At 54.9% G+C, this 15,490-nt stretch carries 14 protein-coding genes and 2 tRNA genes; 14 read left to right on the top strand and 2 right to left on the bottom strand.

What is annotated here, in order from left to right; all coding sequences use genetic code 11:
* The first annotated feature begins 89 nt into the window (after positions 1–89).
* From H573_RS0102250 to H573_RS16710, 4 genes are all read left to right on the top strand, one after another.
* Positions 90–165: transfer RNA gene (locus H573_RS0102250), tRNA-Val, on the top strand.
* A gap of 23 nt (positions 166–188) precedes the next feature.
* Positions 189–265: transfer RNA gene (locus H573_RS0102245), tRNA-Asp, on the top strand.
* 182 nt (positions 266–447) lie between these two features.
* Positions 448–1,794, top strand: a complete 1,347-nt coding sequence (locus tag H573_RS0102240; RefSeq protein ID WP_027872844.1) for a hypothetical protein — start codon at positions 448–450, stop codon at positions 1,792–1,794.
* Positions 1,787–2,731, top strand: coding sequence for a 1-aminocyclopropane-1-carboxylate deaminase/D-cysteine desulfhydrase (locus tag H573_RS16710; RefSeq protein WP_051170875.1), 945 nt, complete (start codon positions 1,787–1,789; stop codon positions 2,729–2,731). Before H573_RS0102240 ends, H573_RS16710 begins: the two co-directional genes overlap by 8 nt.
* Here H573_RS16710 and H573_RS18760 read toward each other — a convergent pair.
* Entirely contained in the window at positions 2,668–3,561 is an 894-nt protein-coding gene (locus tag H573_RS18760; RefSeq protein WP_161624228.1) for a DUF1853 family protein, read from the bottom strand. The genes H573_RS16710 and H573_RS18760 overlap by 64 nt on opposite strands.
* 66 nt (positions 3,562–3,627) lie before the next feature.
* Between H573_RS18760 and H573_RS0102225 the strand changes: the two genes are divergently transcribed.
* From H573_RS0102225 to H573_RS0102190, 8 genes are all read left to right on the top strand, one after another.
* Positions 3,628–4,521, top strand: coding sequence for an NAD(+) kinase (locus H573_RS0102225; protein ID WP_027872843.1), 894 nt, complete (start codon positions 3,628–3,630; stop codon positions 4,519–4,521).
* Positions 4,514–5,356, top strand: coding sequence for a rhomboid family intramembrane serine protease (locus tag H573_RS0102220; protein ID WP_027872842.1), 843 nt, complete (start codon positions 4,514–4,516; stop codon positions 5,354–5,356). The genes H573_RS0102225 and H573_RS0102220 overlap by 8 nt, the downstream gene beginning before the upstream one ends.
* Positions 5,357–5,416: 60 nt before the next feature.
* Positions 5,417–5,689, top strand: coding sequence for a YeaC family protein (locus H573_RS0102215; protein ID WP_027872841.1), 273 nt, complete (start codon positions 5,417–5,419; stop codon positions 5,687–5,689).
* Positions 5,689–6,531 carry a DUF2797 domain-containing protein gene (locus H573_RS0102210; RefSeq protein ID WP_036255463.1) on the top strand — a complete coding sequence of 281 codons (843 nt, stop codon included), beginning with the start codon at positions 5,689–5,691 and terminating at the stop codon, positions 6,529–6,531. Before H573_RS0102215 ends, H573_RS0102210 begins: the two co-directional genes overlap by 1 nt.
* 25 nt (positions 6,532–6,556) lie before the next feature.
* Positions 6,557–9,208: an aminopeptidase N gene (pepN, locus tag H573_RS0102205; RefSeq protein ID WP_027872839.1), complete on the top strand. Its 2,652-nt coding sequence runs from the start codon at positions 6,557–6,559 to the stop codon at positions 9,206–9,208.
* A 133-nt stretch (positions 9,209–9,341) separates the two neighbouring features.
* Entirely contained in the window at positions 9,342–9,971 is a 630-nt protein-coding gene (locus H573_RS0102200; RefSeq protein WP_027872838.1) for a phosphoadenosine phosphosulfate reductase domain-containing protein, read from the top strand.
* Positions 9,972–10,040: 69 nt separating this feature from the next.
* Entirely contained in the window at positions 10,041–11,069 is a 1,029-nt protein-coding gene (locus H573_RS0102195; protein ID WP_027872837.1) for a quinone-dependent dihydroorotate dehydrogenase, read from the top strand.
* Positions 11,070–11,073: 4 nt separating this feature from the next.
* On the top strand, positions 11,074–11,733 hold the full coding sequence (locus H573_RS0102190) for a MarC family protein (RefSeq protein ID WP_027872836.1): 660 nt from the start codon (positions 11,074–11,076) through the stop codon (positions 11,731–11,733).
* On the opposite strand, the gene H573_RS0102185 is transcribed toward H573_RS0102190, so the two are convergent.
* On the bottom strand, positions 11,723–12,553 hold the full coding sequence (locus tag H573_RS0102185; protein WP_027872835.1) for an acetoacetate decarboxylase family protein: 831 nt from the start codon (positions 12,551–12,553) through the stop codon (positions 11,723–11,725). The two genes, H573_RS0102190 and H573_RS0102185, sit on opposite strands and share 11 nt — an antisense overlap.
* Positions 12,554–12,729: 176 nt before the next feature.
* On the opposite strand from H573_RS0102185, the gene H573_RS0102180 reads away from it, so the two are divergent.
* On the top strand, positions 12,730–14,052 hold the full coding sequence (locus H573_RS0102180) for an ABC1 kinase family protein (RefSeq protein ID WP_051170871.1): 1,323 nt from the start codon (positions 12,730–12,732) through the stop codon (positions 14,050–14,052).
* A 149-nt stretch (positions 14,053–14,201) separates the two neighbouring features.
* On the top strand, positions 14,202–15,419 hold the full coding sequence (locus tag H573_RS16700; RefSeq protein WP_154653817.1) for a sensor histidine kinase: 1,218 nt from the start codon (positions 14,202–14,204) through the stop codon (positions 15,417–15,419).
* Positions 15,420–15,490: the final 71 nt, after the last annotated feature.

Raw genomic sequence — 15,490 nt, 5'->3', positions numbered from 1 at the left:
CGTTTTTTTCATAAAATTTTAAAAAAACTTATCGGAGAGGTTTGACAAGAAAAGCGATTACTGTAGAATGCGCCTCACTCGATTGAGAGGGGTGATTAGCTCAGCTGGGAGAGCATCTGCCTTACAAGCAGAGGGTCGGCGGTTCGATCCCGTCATCACCCACCAAATCGAGGTTGTTTAAAGTATGCGGACCGGTAGTTCAGTTGGTTAGAATGCCGGCCTGTCACGCCGGAGGTCGCGGGTTCGAGTCCCGTCCGGTCCGCCAACTTTAACACGCTAAAGCTTCTCTTTAGCGCCATGTAAAAGACCTCCTTTCTTCTATACCTATCTTCTTTTTCAAGTTGTAAACTCCGCAATCTGTTGTGTCACAATTCTATGTCGTGTGCCCTTTGTGTCGCCGATTTAGCGCTATATTACTGCTAGTGAAGATTTGTTGTGGAGAGTTCTGTGTCGGCACTTACCGAAGCCATTATGTTTATTCGCGACGGCGAGGTTGTGAAGGAGATGTTCTTCGCCGAGTTCGAAGCGGTGCTGGACGACGTTGTCGGTGTGCCGGATTTTGCAGGCCAGCAATTGCAGGCGGTGTTTGTACAAATCAACACAGAAATGAAAATTACCGGAGCGGTTTTTTTTGTCATCAGCTTTGACAAGCGCGGCCGTATCACCGGAAATTGGAATATCCCGCTTCGCCACTTACTTGATCATGCCAGTTTCGGCCCCGACCTGGGTGGGGGTGTAACGAAAGTTGCTTGTCACAGCGCTTGCCCGGTGTCTTGGTATCGCAATCAACTCTGGGATCCAGTAATGGAAGGGCACCAGACCTTTTCGGCTCTGGTCGCCGCGGTGCAGCGCAACCGCTTGGGTATTGTCAGCGATGCCCTGAACACCGGGCCCGAGCAAACAACGGTATCGGATTTCTTTCGCCGCCATGTACCCCCGCAGGGGGGGGATGCGGAGCCGTCGGTTTCCGCGACGGCTGACTCGGCTACCCCCATTTTCCATCGTCGCTACCGGGAGCGGCTCAAGGCCTTAAAGAGCGCGGAGCAGTTGCGCCTGGCAACAGTGCAGCAAAAGCATCAGTCACGTTTTGAGACCGCTGAAGAGGAGTTCAGTCGCCAACTAACGGAAAAAAATGACGAGCTTGCGGCGTTAAAAGAGATGCTGGCGGGCGAGGTGGCGCAGCGGCGTCAACTTGAGGCCAGCCTAAATAAGCAGCAACAGCTGCTCGATGAGCAAAAAACCGAATATGAAGGTTTACTGGAGTCGGCAGGCAGCCAGGGTGCTTATTCCGAAGAATTAGAAAAATTGCGCAAGAGCTATGAGAAGGAACTAAAGCTTAATCTGCAGCAGCAGGCGGTAGAATTTGAAGAGCGCTTGAATCGCCGTGAAAATGAGCTCTATCAGCGCTCCACGGAGATTGTGGAGTTGCGCAGTGAGCTGAGCCGACTGCGAGAGCAGAACCGAGAGCTGTTGCTCAATGACGACAGCAAAATGCTGCAAGATATGGCAGAGAAAGGCGTCGTGTTTGTTGCCTATCACCCGGGTATTGAGCACCTGGTGATCGACCGAGAAGAAATGCCGTCTTATTTGCGCGACCCGCAGTCATTTGCTGCCCACCGCTGCGAGGTGAGTGTGGAACGCTATCAGCGTTGGTTGCAGCATTACCGGCTGCCGATTTGTCGGCACCAAAATCCCGCCGGCGAATACTGTGGGCAACCGCTGATCAAAGTTATGCGCCCCAAGTTATTCCGCGAAGGGGAGAGCGACCGCTGCAAAGATCATCGCGGTGGCTGAGTCCCTGATTCAACCGCTTGACGCTTATCACTCTCCCAAAGTGGATATGCTGCGTCTTGATCGCTTTGATGCGCTGGCCCCTGGTAATAAGTGGTTCAAGCTGCGCGAAAATATTGCCGTAGCCCGTAAGCAGGGCGCGCGGTGTTTGGTGAGCCTGGGGGGCGCGTATTCCAATCACTTGCATGCCCTGGCAGCATGGGGGCACCACAATCGCTGGCCGACGGCGGCATTTATTCGCGCGGATGACGATCAATTGACGCCCTGCATGGCAGACCTTCAGCGCTGGGGCATGCGCCTGGTTCATCTGAGTCGCAGTGACTACCGCCGACGGCACGATCCTGAATATATTGCCAGCCTTATGCGCGGCTTTGATCGCCCGTATTTTATTCCCGAGGGCGGCGCCAATGCGCTCGGCGCGTCGGGTTGTGCGGATATTGCGTCGCTGCTGCCAGGCGGTGGTGCTGGCTACTCATTGATTGTTGCGGCCTGTGGCACGGGCGCAACGCTTGCGGGATTGGCGTCGGCGGTCGCGGGCTCGACACGTGTACTGGGTATACCTGTTCTCAAGGCAGAGGCCTTTATGGCGCGCGATATCGCGCAAATACTCGACGACTTAGGTTCGCCGCGGCAAAACTGGCAGCTAGATCATCGTTTTGCGGGTAAGGGCTTTGGCCGTGTCAATGATGAGCTGAGCAAGTTTATTCTGCGCTTTGAGGCACAGCAGCGCGTGCCGCTTGACCCCGTTTATACCGCAAAGCTTTGCTTTGCCGTCGACGCAATGCATAAGCGCGGCGAGTTAGCGGGGGAGTCCCGGGTGCTGGTTATTCACTCCGGTGGCTTGCAGGGGAGAAGTGGCTACCCAGCACTTTTTAATCAATCTGTGTTGGGGCTTAGCGGCCAATGCTCGGGGACAACAAAGCAGCGCTCTAACTTTTGATTTATCAACATTTGCGGGCGCTCGGCGGCCAGCGCGAGCGCTTTCTCGATATCCTGGGTTTGCTGGTAGTCTGCCGATAGCCAGTGAGGTTTTTCTAATAGACGCCATGTTGCCTGCTCTTTTTTGGTTTTCTGCGCGGTGAATTGCTGAACCGAAAACCACGTTCCCTTAGGGTGGTCGTTATTGAGGCAGGTGCTTGTTGCGCGATTCCCTTGTGGATAAAACAGGAAGCCCGCCACCCTCAGTTGCGCTTTGCAGTGCTCGATACCGACATTTGACATGGCTAAAGCCCCCTCCGGGCTGTTAGCTAGCGGTAGCTGGTGTGTTTCCAGTCTCTCGAGCTTGCGGTCGAGGCGATCTGCGCTATTGGGCCCCAGCCACGCCGATAGTGGAATGTCACCCGGGCGCGTGGCGAGAAAGAACTTAACCGCCAGCTCCAGGTGGAAGCTCTGCTGCAGGGTGTGGTCGTGATAGAGGATATCGAACTCGCCCAGGGTTCGGCCGCGGGCATTTCTGACGGGTAAGTTGTGAGCGATCAGTTCGGTGCTGCGATCCTGTTCGAGAAAAAAGTGCCACAAGGACTCGAAGACCAGCCCTAAGCGTGGGCTTTTGCAGCGCTCTTGTAGGTGTTTTCGCAGTGGTTGGTCGTTGTTGTCCAGCGACTGAAGCCATGCCATTCGCTCTGGGGTGAGCGCAAGCGCCGGATGGTCGCCGATGTTCACCAGCGGCGCTGAAAAACAAGCCCATGCCAGGGCGCGTGTATAGGCTGAGGCGAAGTGCTGTAGGTCTAATGGCTTGATAGATTGGTATCCTGGTTTGCTCAGACGCACACAAGGTTTGCATTGTATTCACGTGGGCTGGTTATAATGGCGGCCCCGCGCATGGCAGCAGTAATTATGGAACAGTTCCGCAATATAGGGGTCATCGGCCGAGAAGGCAACGGTGTCGCCGTCACGCTTAAACGCCTGTTGGACTATCTCCAGCAGAGAGAGCTCAGCGCCGTACTTGACGAGCAAATCGCCGGTTTAATGTCTGGTCATGGCCTCCGGGTTTGCAGTCGCCGGATGATCGGTGAAATTTGCGACTTGATCATTGTGGTGGGCGGCGACGGTAGCCTGTTGGGCGCCGCGCGGACCTTGGCGCGACACAATGCCCCTGTGCTTGGCGTGAACCGCGGCCGCTTGGGGTTTCTCACCGACATTTCACCCGATGAAATAGAGAGCCAAGTCGGTGCGGTATTGGATGGCCATTACCGCCTGGAAAAGCGCTTCCTGTTGGACGTGGAACTGATGCGCGGTGGTGAGCGCGTAGGTAAAGGCGACGCCCTCAACGATGTGGTGCTCAACTCGGGCACCAGCGGCCATATGATGGAGTTCGAGCTATTTGTCGACGGCGAGTTTGTCTACCGCCAGCGCTCCGATGGTTTAATTATCTCAACACCCACAGGGTCTACCGCGTACTCGCTGTCTGCCGGTGGCCCCATTATGCACCCGCGTTTGGATGCAATCGTCATCGTACCAATGTTCCCGCACACCCTGAGCAGTCGCCCTATCGTTATTGATGGCAAAAGCGAGATAAGCATGGTGGTGTGCGACTGCAACACCGCGCAGCCACCGGTGACGTGCGACGGCCAGTTGCGCATGACCAGCCAGCCGGGCGATGTGATTACGGTGCGTAAAAAGCCGCACCGTATGAAGCTCATCCACCCGCTTGATCACAGCTTTTATGCCAGCTGTCGCGATAAATTGGGCTGGGGCGCGCATCTGCCAGCCGGGGATGACGATGACTGAATACTACATCGCGCTACGCCTTCCTCTCGATGAGAATTTAGCCGATTTTTCCGCTTTGCTGTGGCAACAGGGTGTTGCCCACCACATTGCTGAAGAGGGGGGGAGTCAAATTCTTCGCGTTGGTGATGAGGAGCAGGTTGCCGTGGTGGCAGAGCTCTACCAAAAGTTGCGCAGTGGCGAGCTGCATATTACTCGCCACTCAGTGGCAGAGCCTCAGCCAGTGCAGTCGCGCTCGCTTCGCCAGCGGCCGGCGGTGGCGGTGTTGTTGTTACTCAGTATTCTGGGGGCGCTGTTACCGGTTGTGGACAGCAGCTTTCGAGCGGTGTCTTCGCTGAGCTTTTACCCCTTGGATCTCGGCGCGGGTAAGATTGTCGCCGACTGGCCAGTTGGGCAGTGGTGGCGGCTGTTAACCCCGATGTTTCTTCATTTCGGTCTGCTGCATATCGCCTTTAATGGCCTGTGGTTATGGGAATTGGGCGGGATGATCGAGCAGCGGCAGGGCAGTGTGACGCTGATAGCGATGGTTGTACTTATTGCAGCGGCCTCAAACATGGCGCAGGCGATGATGTCGGTGTCGCTATTTGGCGGTATGTCGGGCGTTATCTATGGCTTGCTTGGCTATATCATTGTTTGGAACCGACTGCGGCCAGCCGAGTCACTGCCACTGGTGAAGGGCGTTGCCGTGGTCATGCTGGTGTGGCTTGTGGTGTGTATGGCAGGCTTTACCCGCTTACTCGGGCTGGGGGAGATCGCCAACACTGCCCACCTTTCTGGTTTGATTATGGGCTTTTTGCTCGGCATTGGCGCATCGTTTTTGCGGCGCAAAAGCGTATAAGCCAGCACTACTCACTCTGTTATAATTCTCGTCTTTCACGAGCGGCCTGTGGAGGGCGCTATGGATTTTGAAAAACTGATCGATAATTTGGATCCGGCAATTTATGCCTCGCTTAAGCGCGCGCTGGAAATTGGCAAATGGCCCGATGGCCGCGTGTTAACCGACGAGCAGCGAGCACATTGTATGGACGCGGTTATCGCCTACGACCACCGCCGTAAGCCCGAAGAACAGCGGGTGGGGTACATTGATAAAGGCAGTAAATCCGAGGGGGATAGCTGCGACGGCCACGGCGATAACGGCGCTGAAAAGCCGATAAAGTGGGCCGACTCCTGATGGCTTTATCGAATGTAGCCGGGGCCGCATCGAAAATGCGCACCGCTCTGGAAGATAACGAAGCCCAGTACACGCTGACGCTGGGGCAGCAGTCGGTGCCAATGAACCCGCTGATTGGCAGTCGTGTGACGCTGGCCTACCAACAGCAAATTCACTGTGTGCACTGCGGCCGCTTGTCTAAGAAAAGTTTCAGTCAAGGGTACTGCTATCCCTGCTTTCAGCGCCTGGCACAGTGCGACAGCTGTATTGTCAGCCCCGAAAAGTGCCACTATTTTGAAGGCAGTTGCCGAGAACCTGAGTGGGGAGAGGCGCACTGCATGATCGACCACATCGTGTACTTGGCGAACTCGTCTGGGGTGAAGGTGGGAATCACCCGTGGCACTCAGCTTCCGACGCGCTGGATCGATCAAGGTGCGGTAGCCGCGCTGCCGATTTTTCGGGTGAGCAATCGATTGCAGTCCGGCTTGGTCGAAAGCGCTTACAAGGCGCATGTGGCCGATAAAACCAGCTGGCAGGCGATGCTGAAGGGCACCCCTCCTGAGCAGGATTTATACGCGCGCCGCGACCAGCTGGCGGACGTCTGTAGCGACGAGATCGACGCACTGCAGAAGCGCTTCGGTCTGCAGGCTATCCAAACCATCGATGATGCGGACGTTCAGCATATTCGCTATCCCGTGGTGGAGTACCCCACCAAGGTGAAGTCATTTAATCTGGATAAAGTCCCCCTTGCAGAAGGCACCTTAATGGGAATTAAAGGTCAGTATCTGATCTTTGACACCGGTGTGATTAATATTCGTAAATACGGCGGTTACCAGCTGGAGTTGAGCAGCCCAGCGCTGTAGATCATCCGCCTTTGAGGAGAGCAGTATGCGCGACGCGCAGCCCAGTACGATTTACCTGAAAGACTATCGCGTTCCCGACTATCTGATCGACAAAACTTCCCTCAGTTTTCATCTGGGTGAACGCTCCACCGAGGTAACATCTCGCCTGACAATGCGGCGCAACCCCGCCGCAGAGACGGCCTCGCAGAGCCTGGAGCTGCACGGTGCTGAGCTGGAGTTGTTGTCACTGGCGATTAATGGGGATGTTTTACCTGAGGGCGGCTGGGAGCAGCAGGGCGAGCTGCTTTGTATCCATCGTGTGCCCGAGGCCTTTGAGCTGGAGTGCAAAACGCGAATATACCCCCAAAAAAATACCTCGCTGGAGGGGCTGTATAAATCCAGCGGTATGTTTTGCACGCAGTGCGAGGCAGAGGGCTTTCGCAAAATTACCTACTATCTGGATCGACCCGATGTGATGTCGGTGTTCGATGTAGAAATTATTGCTGATGCGGATGCCTACCCCGTGTTGTTGTCCAACGGCAACTGCACCGCTACCGAAACACTGGACAACGGCCTTCAGCGCAGTGTGTGGCACGACCCGTTTCCGAAACCCGCCTATTTATTTGCCCTGGTGGCTGGAAAGCTGTCGCGTATCAGCGACAGTTTTACCACCATGAGTGGTCGTGATGTTGCCCTGCACATATATGTAGAAGAGAAAGACCTCGATAAGTGCGATCACGCCATGCAGTCGCTGAAAAATGCGATGCGTTGGGACGAGGAGGTTTACGGTCGGGAGTACGATCTTGAGCTGTTTAATATCGTTGCCGTCGATGACTTCAATATGGGCGCGATGGAAAACAAAAGCCTGAATATCTTCAATACCTCCTGCGTGTTGGCAAAGCCGGAAACGACGACCGACGCAGGCTTTCAGCGTGTGGAAGGGGTTGTTGCCCACGAGTATTTCCACAATTGGTCTGGGAATCGTGTGACGTGCCGGGATTGGTTTCAGCTTAGTTTGAAGGAAGGCTTCACCGTTTTCCGGGATGCGGAATTTTCCGCTGACATGGGATCGCCGACCGTAAAACGCGTCGAAGACGTTACGCTGCTGCGTACCGCCCAGTTTGCTGAGGATGCGGGCCCGATGGCCCACCCCGTGCGCCCCGATTCCTTTATTGAGATCTCCAACTTCTACACGGTCACCGTCTACGAGAAGGGCGCCGAAGTCGTGCGCATGATTCACACTTTGCTGGGGCCTGAGCGCTTCCGCGCGGGTAGTGATTTGTATTTCGCGCGCCATGACGGCCAGGCGGTTACTTGCGAAGACTTTGTTAAGGCAATGGAAGATGCCAGTGGCGTGGACTTAGGCCAATTCCGTCTTTGGTATTCCCAGGCGGGCACTCCTCAGCTTTCGGTGCAGGGCGAATATGATGCACAGGCTCAACGCTACACGCTCAGCATCTCGCAGTCCTGCCCTGCCACGCCGGGGCAGGCGGAAAAGGCGCCTTTTCATATCCCTCTTAAAGTGGCCTTACTCGGCGAAGCGGGGCAGCTTCCTCTGCAGCTTAAGGGGCAGCCACAAGATACGGAGACGGCGGACAACACTGAGATGGTGCTCGATGTCACCGAGGTCAAGCAGCAGTTTGTCTTTGAGAATGTCATTGAGCCGCCGGTTCCCAGTTTATTGCGCGGTTTCTCAGCGCCAGTGAAGTTAAGCATGAATTATCAGCGTGCTGACCTGTTGCGCATCATGCAGAGCGATAGCGATGGTTTTTGTCGTTGGGACGCCAGCCAGCAGCTCGGTTTGGCAGAAATTCGCCATGCCCTTGCGGCGCAAGCTGCAGGAAAGGCCGCTGAGGTTGCGCAAGATTACCTGGATGCCTGCCGGCAACTTTTAGAAGACGCGCAGCTCGATCCCGCAATGGTGGCGTTGATGTTGCAATTGCCCTCGGAAGCGTACTTGGCAGAGTTGATTTCGCCGGTCGATGTGCATGCTATTCACCATGCCCGTGAAGCCTTGCGCAAGGGTATTGCTACCGCGCTTGTTGAACCTCTGCAGGCGGCCTATCGCCGTTGCGCAAGCGATGAGGACTACCGGCCGAGTGCTGAGCAAATTGCTCGCCGAAGCCTGAAAAATGTGGCGCTGTCCTATTTGATGTACACCTCGCATGGGCCAGAAGTGGCGCGCGAGCAATTTGAAACCAGTCGCAATATGACCGATCGAAGTGCGGCATTAAATGCGATTGTAAATAGTGATATGCCCTACAAGTCAGAAGCCTTGCAGCGCTTCTATCAAGACTGGCAGCACGAGCCCTTGGTGATTAATCAGTGGTTCCAGGTACAGGCGATGTGCCGCCTGCCCGGCACCCTTGAGCGGGTAGTTGAGTTGATGTCACACCCCGCCTACGATGCTGCCAATCCCAATAAAGTGCGGGCATTGGTGGGGGCGTTCTGTGGTCAAAATGTGGTGAATTTCCACAGCGAAGACGGCGCAGGCTATGCCTTTCTCGCCGACAGAGTCATCGAGCTCAATCAACGTAACCCACAGATCGCCTCGCGGTTATTGGGGCCACTGAGCAAATGGCGGAAATATACGCCCGACGTGCAACAGCGTATGAGGGGCCAGCTTGAGCGCATTCTGGCGGAGCCGGAGCTGAGCAGCGATGTCTATGAGGTTGTGTCTAAAAGCCTGAAAGACTAGTGCGCTATAAAAATCGAATTTGTTATAACAATATTCTCGTTTGTTATAACTAGCTGATTTTTATAGGTTTTTATTGTTTTCCTGCAATCATGTGGTAAAGTTGCCGACCGTAATATTGGCAGTGAAGACGATCATGGACATTGATATAGACACATTGAATGCAGAGCTGCGTGACCGGCCCGCGGAAGAGATTATCCGCTGGGCGGTATCGCTGGGGCAGCCGGCGATGTCGTCTACGAGCTTCTCGCAGAATGCCGCTGTGATGCTGAAGCTGATCACCGATGTGGATCCGAGCATGCCGATTGTCTGGGCTGACAGTGGCTACAACGTGCCGGATACCTACCGCGTGGCGGAAAAATTGATCAAGCTGCTAAAGCCCAACCTGAAGGTGTACATCCCTGAAATGACGGCAGAGCGCCGCAACGCCTTGATGGGGGGGATTCCACACCCGGACGATAACCCCGAGCTACATCGCGAATTTACGCGACAGGTGAAGCTTGAACCGTTTAATCGTGCTTTCGAAGAGATTAAGCCGAAAATTTGGCTAACCGGAATTCGAAAAGAAGAAACGGCCTTTCGTCAAAGCCTGGACGTTTTGTCGTGGGACGGGCGGGGCATCTTGAAAGTGGCGCCAATTTTTTATTGGACAGAAGACGACGTTCAGGCCTACATGGCCGCGCACCAGCTGCCCAGCTGCAAGCATTATTTTGATCCCACCAAGGTCGCGGAAAACCGCGAGTGTGGTTTGCATACCTCGGCGTGATCGAGGCTCGGGCTTTTTCCCGGCGCCGCATTTCGCTATGCTGGCGCCAAATTTTATAAGGGCCCATACATGTATTCGTTGATTCGCCCCCTGTTGTTCCGCATGTCAGCGGAGACTGCCCACAATTTCTCATTGAAGTCGTTAGACCTCGCCCACCGCTTGGGCTTAACAAGGCTGCTCAGAGCTAAGCCGGCGCCGTGCCCGGTTGAAGTGATGGGGATTCGTTTTCCCAACCCGGTTGGCCTTGCGGCAGGTCTCGATAAAAATGCACGCCATATCGATGCACTGGCGGCACTGGGCTTCGGTTTTATTGAAGTGGGCACGGTCACCCCGCGCGCTCAGCCCGGTAACCCCTTGCCGAGGTTATTTCGTTTGCCCGCCGCCCAGGCCATTATCAATCGTATGGGCTTTAATAACGACGGTGTCGATGCGCTGGTTAGCGCCGTCGAGGCAAGCCGTTACGACGGTGTGCTCGGTATTAATATCGGTAAGAATAAAGATACGCCCGCGGAGCAAGCGGTAGATGACTATTTACATTGCCTTCGCAAAGTCTATCCATTGGCCAGTTATGTAACGGTGAACTTGTCGTCCCCGAATACGCCTGGGCTGCGAGACCTTCAATTTGGTGAGCCCTTGCGCCAGCTGTTGAAAGCGCTAAAGAACTCGCAAGCTGAGCTTGCTAAGCAGCATGGCCGCTATGTGCCCATCGCGGTGAAGATCGCACCGGATATGGCCGAGGGCGATGTCAGAGATGTTGCTAAGGCGTTTGTTGAAGCGGGAATCGATGCGGTGATTGCCACAAACACGACGATCGCCCGTGAACGGGTGGCTGGGCTGCCCCATGGTGATGAGGCCGGTGGATTGAGCGGCGCACCCGTGCGTGAGGCATCCACCGCGGTGGTGAAAATATTAAGTGACGAGTTGGCCGGACGTCTGCCCATCATCGGGGTAGGCGGTATTAGTGACGATGCGTCGGCGGCCGAAAAAGTGGCGGCGGGTGCGTCCCTGCTGCAAGTGTATACCGGGTTTATCTACCGCGGCCCCGCATTGATTCGTGATGCGGTGAGCGGCGCCAAGCGAGCGATCACTCGTGCCTAGCGGTGTGTTAGAAGCATTCAGTGTTGCGTTTACCACCTTTTTCGCAACGATCGGCCCCATTGATGTCGCGGCGATGTTCGCCATTTTCTCTGGGGACCTGGATGCGAAAGAACGCCGCCTGACGGCCATGCGAGGCGTGTTAGTGGCCTCGGTCATTTTGTTTCTTTTTGCGCTGCTCGGCGAGTGGATTCTGAGTATTCTCGGTATATCGCTTGCTGCGCTGCGGGCTGCCGGTGGTGTGCTATTACTGCTGATTGGTATCGATATGGTGGCGGCAAATGGCAGCGGCGCCACCACAGCAACGCGAGAAGAGCGGAAAGAGGCGGAAGCGAAGGCAGATATTGCCGTGTTCCCCCTGGCAACGCCATTAATTGCCGGACCGGGAGCGATTGGCGCGGTGATTCTGCTAATGGCCCACGCCGAGGGAGATTATCTCCAGCAGGGGGCGGTGGCGCTCGCGCTACTATTGGTGTTACTGGTGACGCTGGCGGCGTTATTGCTGGCGAGCCGTTTGCAAACATTGCTTGGCGTCACCGGTATGCACATGGTGAGCCGTGTGTTTGGGGTTCTGTTGTGTGCCTTGGCAATGCAGTTTCTATTTGACGGCATTGCCCAGAGTGGCCTGTTGGGCGCCGTGTCAGCGCCCCAGCAGATTAGCGGCTAAAAGGCTGGCCGATCGCCACCGCCTCGGGGCCCTCAAAGCGAAGTTTGGCGCGTGCCATCGACACACTGCACAGCGGTTTTTTCGGTAAGCCCAGTGCGCGTAAAGTCTTCGCCAATGGGTGCTCCTCGCCAATTCTAGGCGGGTTTCCCCCCATGCTGAATCGCAGGCCTTCGCCTTCGGTAATGCCCACGGTCTTCCAGGCTTTGCCGTTGCGCACGGCTAGCGATGGCGCTTCTTGTGCCGGCGCTTTGCTCTTTCCACCGGCTTTTGCACTGATTTCGAAGACCAGTTGATCGTCGTCTTTAAAGCGGGCGCGTGCCTCGTGCTCATTAAAGTGCACATCAACATCGGTAACCCATTTGGGAAAGCCCCAAATATAGCGCCCGGCATGGGTGGTAAAGCCTTGGTTTACCGGCATTCGATAGACGTAGTTAGCGAGTTTGCCGCGCATAACGCGCCACATTGCGCCGAAAACCGGCAGTGGTTGTGACTCGCCTGGTGTTAGCACGGGGAAGACAATGGCCGCCTCGTTGTAGTCCCCCAGGTCATTTTCCCGATAATCCACGGCAAGAAGCTGCATGAGTGCTTTGCCGGGCCAGAGCTCCACCACTTTGAAACCGGTATCTGCAATCAATGCCTGCGCTTTCTGGCTGTCTACGGTATAGATATTCATCAACATAGCGGCGTCGTTAACATGCACCGGCAGGTCGACCTGCTTACCGTCAATGTCGTAGCAGCCGTCGCTAATGTGCTTGCATACATCGTCGGTGTGTTTGCCCTCAACCTCTTGTTCGGTTGCGTGGATAGCGGTGTCTTGCATGGCTGAGCCCAGATTATTGTTATTTCGATGGCTAGATTGTAGCCAGTCGATGAGTGTTACGACATTACAGTGCTGTAATGGCGCATTGTCTGGGGCTGTTCGCTATGCCGCAGCAGTGCAATAGGCGATAATAGCCAACAGACCCCTGTGCTTACGCAGGTAGAGAGGACGCACTGATGGCTACAATTCCCCGCTTTAAACCACTGATTCCCGAGCTTTCCGCTGGCCGCAATATCGGTATCGCGGAATTGGGGCTTCGCGGATCACTGCGGTTTGCGCAAACGGTCGCCACCGTGTGCCCTCAGGCCATGAAATGGTTGCTTCAGTGGCGCCAGCCGAAACCCGCGGAGTTGCGCGAGTTGTTCGAAGCGCTGGGCGCTACGTACATAAAGTTTGGTCAGTTCATTGCGAGCTCACCGTCCATTTTCCCGAAAGATTATGTCGATGAGTTCCAGGCCTGCCTGGATCAAACCCCGGCGATCGCATTCACGAAGATCAGGCAGATCGTTGAACAGGAGCTGGGTCGCCCTCTAGAGGAGATTTATCAGCGTTTTGATGAAACAGCGCTGGCGTCTGCGTCCATTGCGCAGGTCCACGCGGCAACCCTGAAAACGGGCGAAGATGTCGTTGTTAAAGTGCAAAAGCCGGGCGTTCGGGCTGTACTGACGACTGACATGAATACGGTATATGTGCTTACGCGGGTACTGGAACTTATTGTTCCCAATACAGACCGCGATGCGGTGGCGGGGCTGGTTGCTGAAATGTACCAGTCGATGATCGATGAGTGCGATTTCGTCAAAGAAGCGGATAACCTCAACGTTTTTCGGCGTTTTCTTGTAGATACAGGCAATGATCGGGTGACTGCGCCCAAGCCCTATCCAAAGGCATCTTCTGCGCGTGTGCTGACTATGGAAAGGCTTTATGGTTGTGCGCTAACCGATCAGGGCCTTCTGGGCGGGAGAGACCCCAGTGAGGGGCTGTTTAATGCCCTGAATACCTGGTTTGCGAGTTTGACTCAGTGTTCCTTCTTCCACGCCGATTTGCACAGTGGCAATTTACTGTTGCTTGATGATGGTCGTGTCGGCTTCATTGATTTTGGTATGGTGGGCCGTATCCAGCCGGAGGCATGGCAGGCGATGTTTGCGCTATTTAATGGCGTAAGTTCGCAGAACTACCGAATGATGGCCGAGGCAATGGTGGCCGTTGGTATCACACGCGAGGAGGTGGATGTAGAGGCGCTTACAGAGGATATTACCGCGCTATTTACCAACCTGAATGCGCTGGACCCAGTGCGTGTATTGGAGAATAACACCGGCGATGGTGTGAACGCGCTGTTGAGTGACCTGGGTGGTATCGCCAGAAACTATGGTATTCGTTTTCCGCGTTCATTCACGATGCTATTAAAGCAATTTCTGTATTTCGATCGATATATGGAGCTACTGGCACCTGGTGTCGATTTATTTCGCGACGAGCGCGTGGATATGATGTTTAGCGTTTGAGGCTGCTAGATATTCGTATGATTGTCAGTAGATAGGTAGTACACACGATATTTTTTGTGCCGCTGCCGCTGTTAACTACGTTACATAAATGGCTCGAGATACTTAGGGCGGCGGGCTTTCACAGTAGCTAACGGAAGGGAGGATGTGGATTGAGTCGCGGCTATCCAATCCTCACGTTGAGAGCGTCGGCGTTAATCGCTCTGCTCGTCACCGTCGCAGTGCTATCGACTTTGTTCGTGTTAGCAAAACTGCGCGTCGATCTAATACAAATCACCGTTTTTTCCCTTCTTTCTTTGGCTCTCGGCTACGCCACTTTTTACGTTTTGAGTCGCCCCTATTTCTCTGTTTTGATGCGTTTGGCCAATACCTTGCGAAATGCTGAGCAGGCTAATGGCGTGGCGCCTAGCTTGGAGATCCCTAGGGGCGAGTTAAAGGGGTTGGGGGAGGGACTGAGTGCAATGCTTGCCGCGATGGCCTCCAGAGAAGCAAAATTTGTCGCTGCGCAGCGCGAGCTCGAATTGAAGGTGAGCGAGGTTGCGGTAAGCAATGCCGAACTGGCAGCGACGCTGCGTCGTTTAAAAACGGCGCAGGAGCAGCTGGTAACGACTGAGAAAATGGCGTCCTTGGGCGGACTGGTTGCAGGCGTTGCGCATGAGATCAATACGCCGGTAGGTGTCGGTGTCACGGCAGTTTCTAGCATGAGTAGCCGAATCATCGACGTGCGCAGAAAATACCAGGCTGGCGAGCTAGGACATCGGGAACTCAATGACTTTTTCGACAATACTGAGCAGCACTGTGAATTGCTGCTCAGTAATCTCAGCCGCGCGGCGGAACTTGTCAGCAGTTTTAAACAGGTCGCTGTTGATCAGAGTGCGGATGGTCTGCGTGAATTTGATTTGGGCGTTTATTTGTCAGAGGTTTGGCGCAGTCTAAGCCCCCAGCTTAAGGGAACTTCGCTACGCTACGACATGACGGTTAATGATGATATCCGTGTGTTTAATTATCCGGGCGCCTTGTCTCAGGTACTGACTAACTTAGTGATGAACTCAATTACCCATGGCTATGAAAGAGGGGAGGAGGGTCGCCTGCAGCTGGATGTTCGCCAAGATGGCGGGGAGGTTGAGTTGGTCTATCGCGATGATGGGCGCGGAATCGCTCCAGAGCATTTGGGGCAGGTCTTTGAGCCGTTCTTTACTACCCGGCGAAGCAGGGGCGGTAGCGGGCTGGGCATGCATATTGTCTACAATTTGGTAACTGTGCAATTGCTAGGCACCATTGAACTACACAGTGAGCCTGGTTGCGGTGTGGAAGTTAGGATCCGCTTCCCTGCGAATATTCACCCGGGAGCGCAAATTAACAATGGATAATAGCGTGTCGCAAGAAAACGATAAATTACAACTGGCGGCCGACAGTCCCGCTGCGAGCTGCAGACACAGTG

The sequence above is a fragment of the Neomelitea salexigens DSM 19753 genome, from assembly GCF_000422345.1.
Classification (GTDB): Bacteria; Pseudomonadota; Gammaproteobacteria; order Pseudomonadales; family Spongiibacteraceae; genus Spongiibacter; species Spongiibacter marinus_A.
The sequence above is the reverse complement of the archived record's forward strand: the minus strand, read 5'-3'. Positions and strand labels throughout refer to the sequence as shown.

Excerpts from the sequence above, each read along its gene's own strand:
- H573_RS0102225 (WP_027872843.1), top strand. The coding sequence starts at position 3,628 with ATGGAACAGTTCCGCAATATAGGGGTCATCGGCCGAGAAGGCAACGGT.
- H573_RS0102220 (WP_027872842.1), top strand. The coding sequence starts at position 4,514 with ATGACTGAATACTACATCGCGCTACGCCTTCCTCTCGATGAGAATTTA.
- H573_RS0102215 (WP_027872841.1), top strand. The coding sequence starts at position 5,417 with ATGGATTTTGAAAAACTGATCGATAATTTGGATCCGGCAATTTATGCC.
- H573_RS0102210 (WP_036255463.1), top strand. The coding sequence starts at position 5,689 with ATGGCTTTATCGAATGTAGCCGGGGCCGCATCGAAAATGCGCACCGCT.
- pepN (WP_027872839.1), top strand. The coding sequence starts at position 6,557 with ATGCGCGACGCGCAGCCCAGTACGATTTACCTGAAAGACTATCGCGTT.
- H573_RS0102200 (WP_027872838.1), top strand. The coding sequence starts at position 9,342 with ATGGACATTGATATAGACACATTGAATGCAGAGCTGCGTGACCGGCCC.
- H573_RS0102195 (WP_027872837.1), top strand. The coding sequence starts at position 10,041 with ATGTATTCGTTGATTCGCCCCCTGTTGTTCCGCATGTCAGCGGAGACT.
- H573_RS0102185 (WP_027872835.1), bottom strand. The coding sequence starts at position 12,553 with ATGCAAGACACCGCTATCCACGCAACCGAACAAGAGGTTGAGGGCAAA.
- H573_RS0102180 (WP_051170871.1), top strand. The coding sequence starts at position 12,730 with ATGGCTACAATTCCCCGCTTTAAACCACTGATTCCCGAGCTTTCCGCT.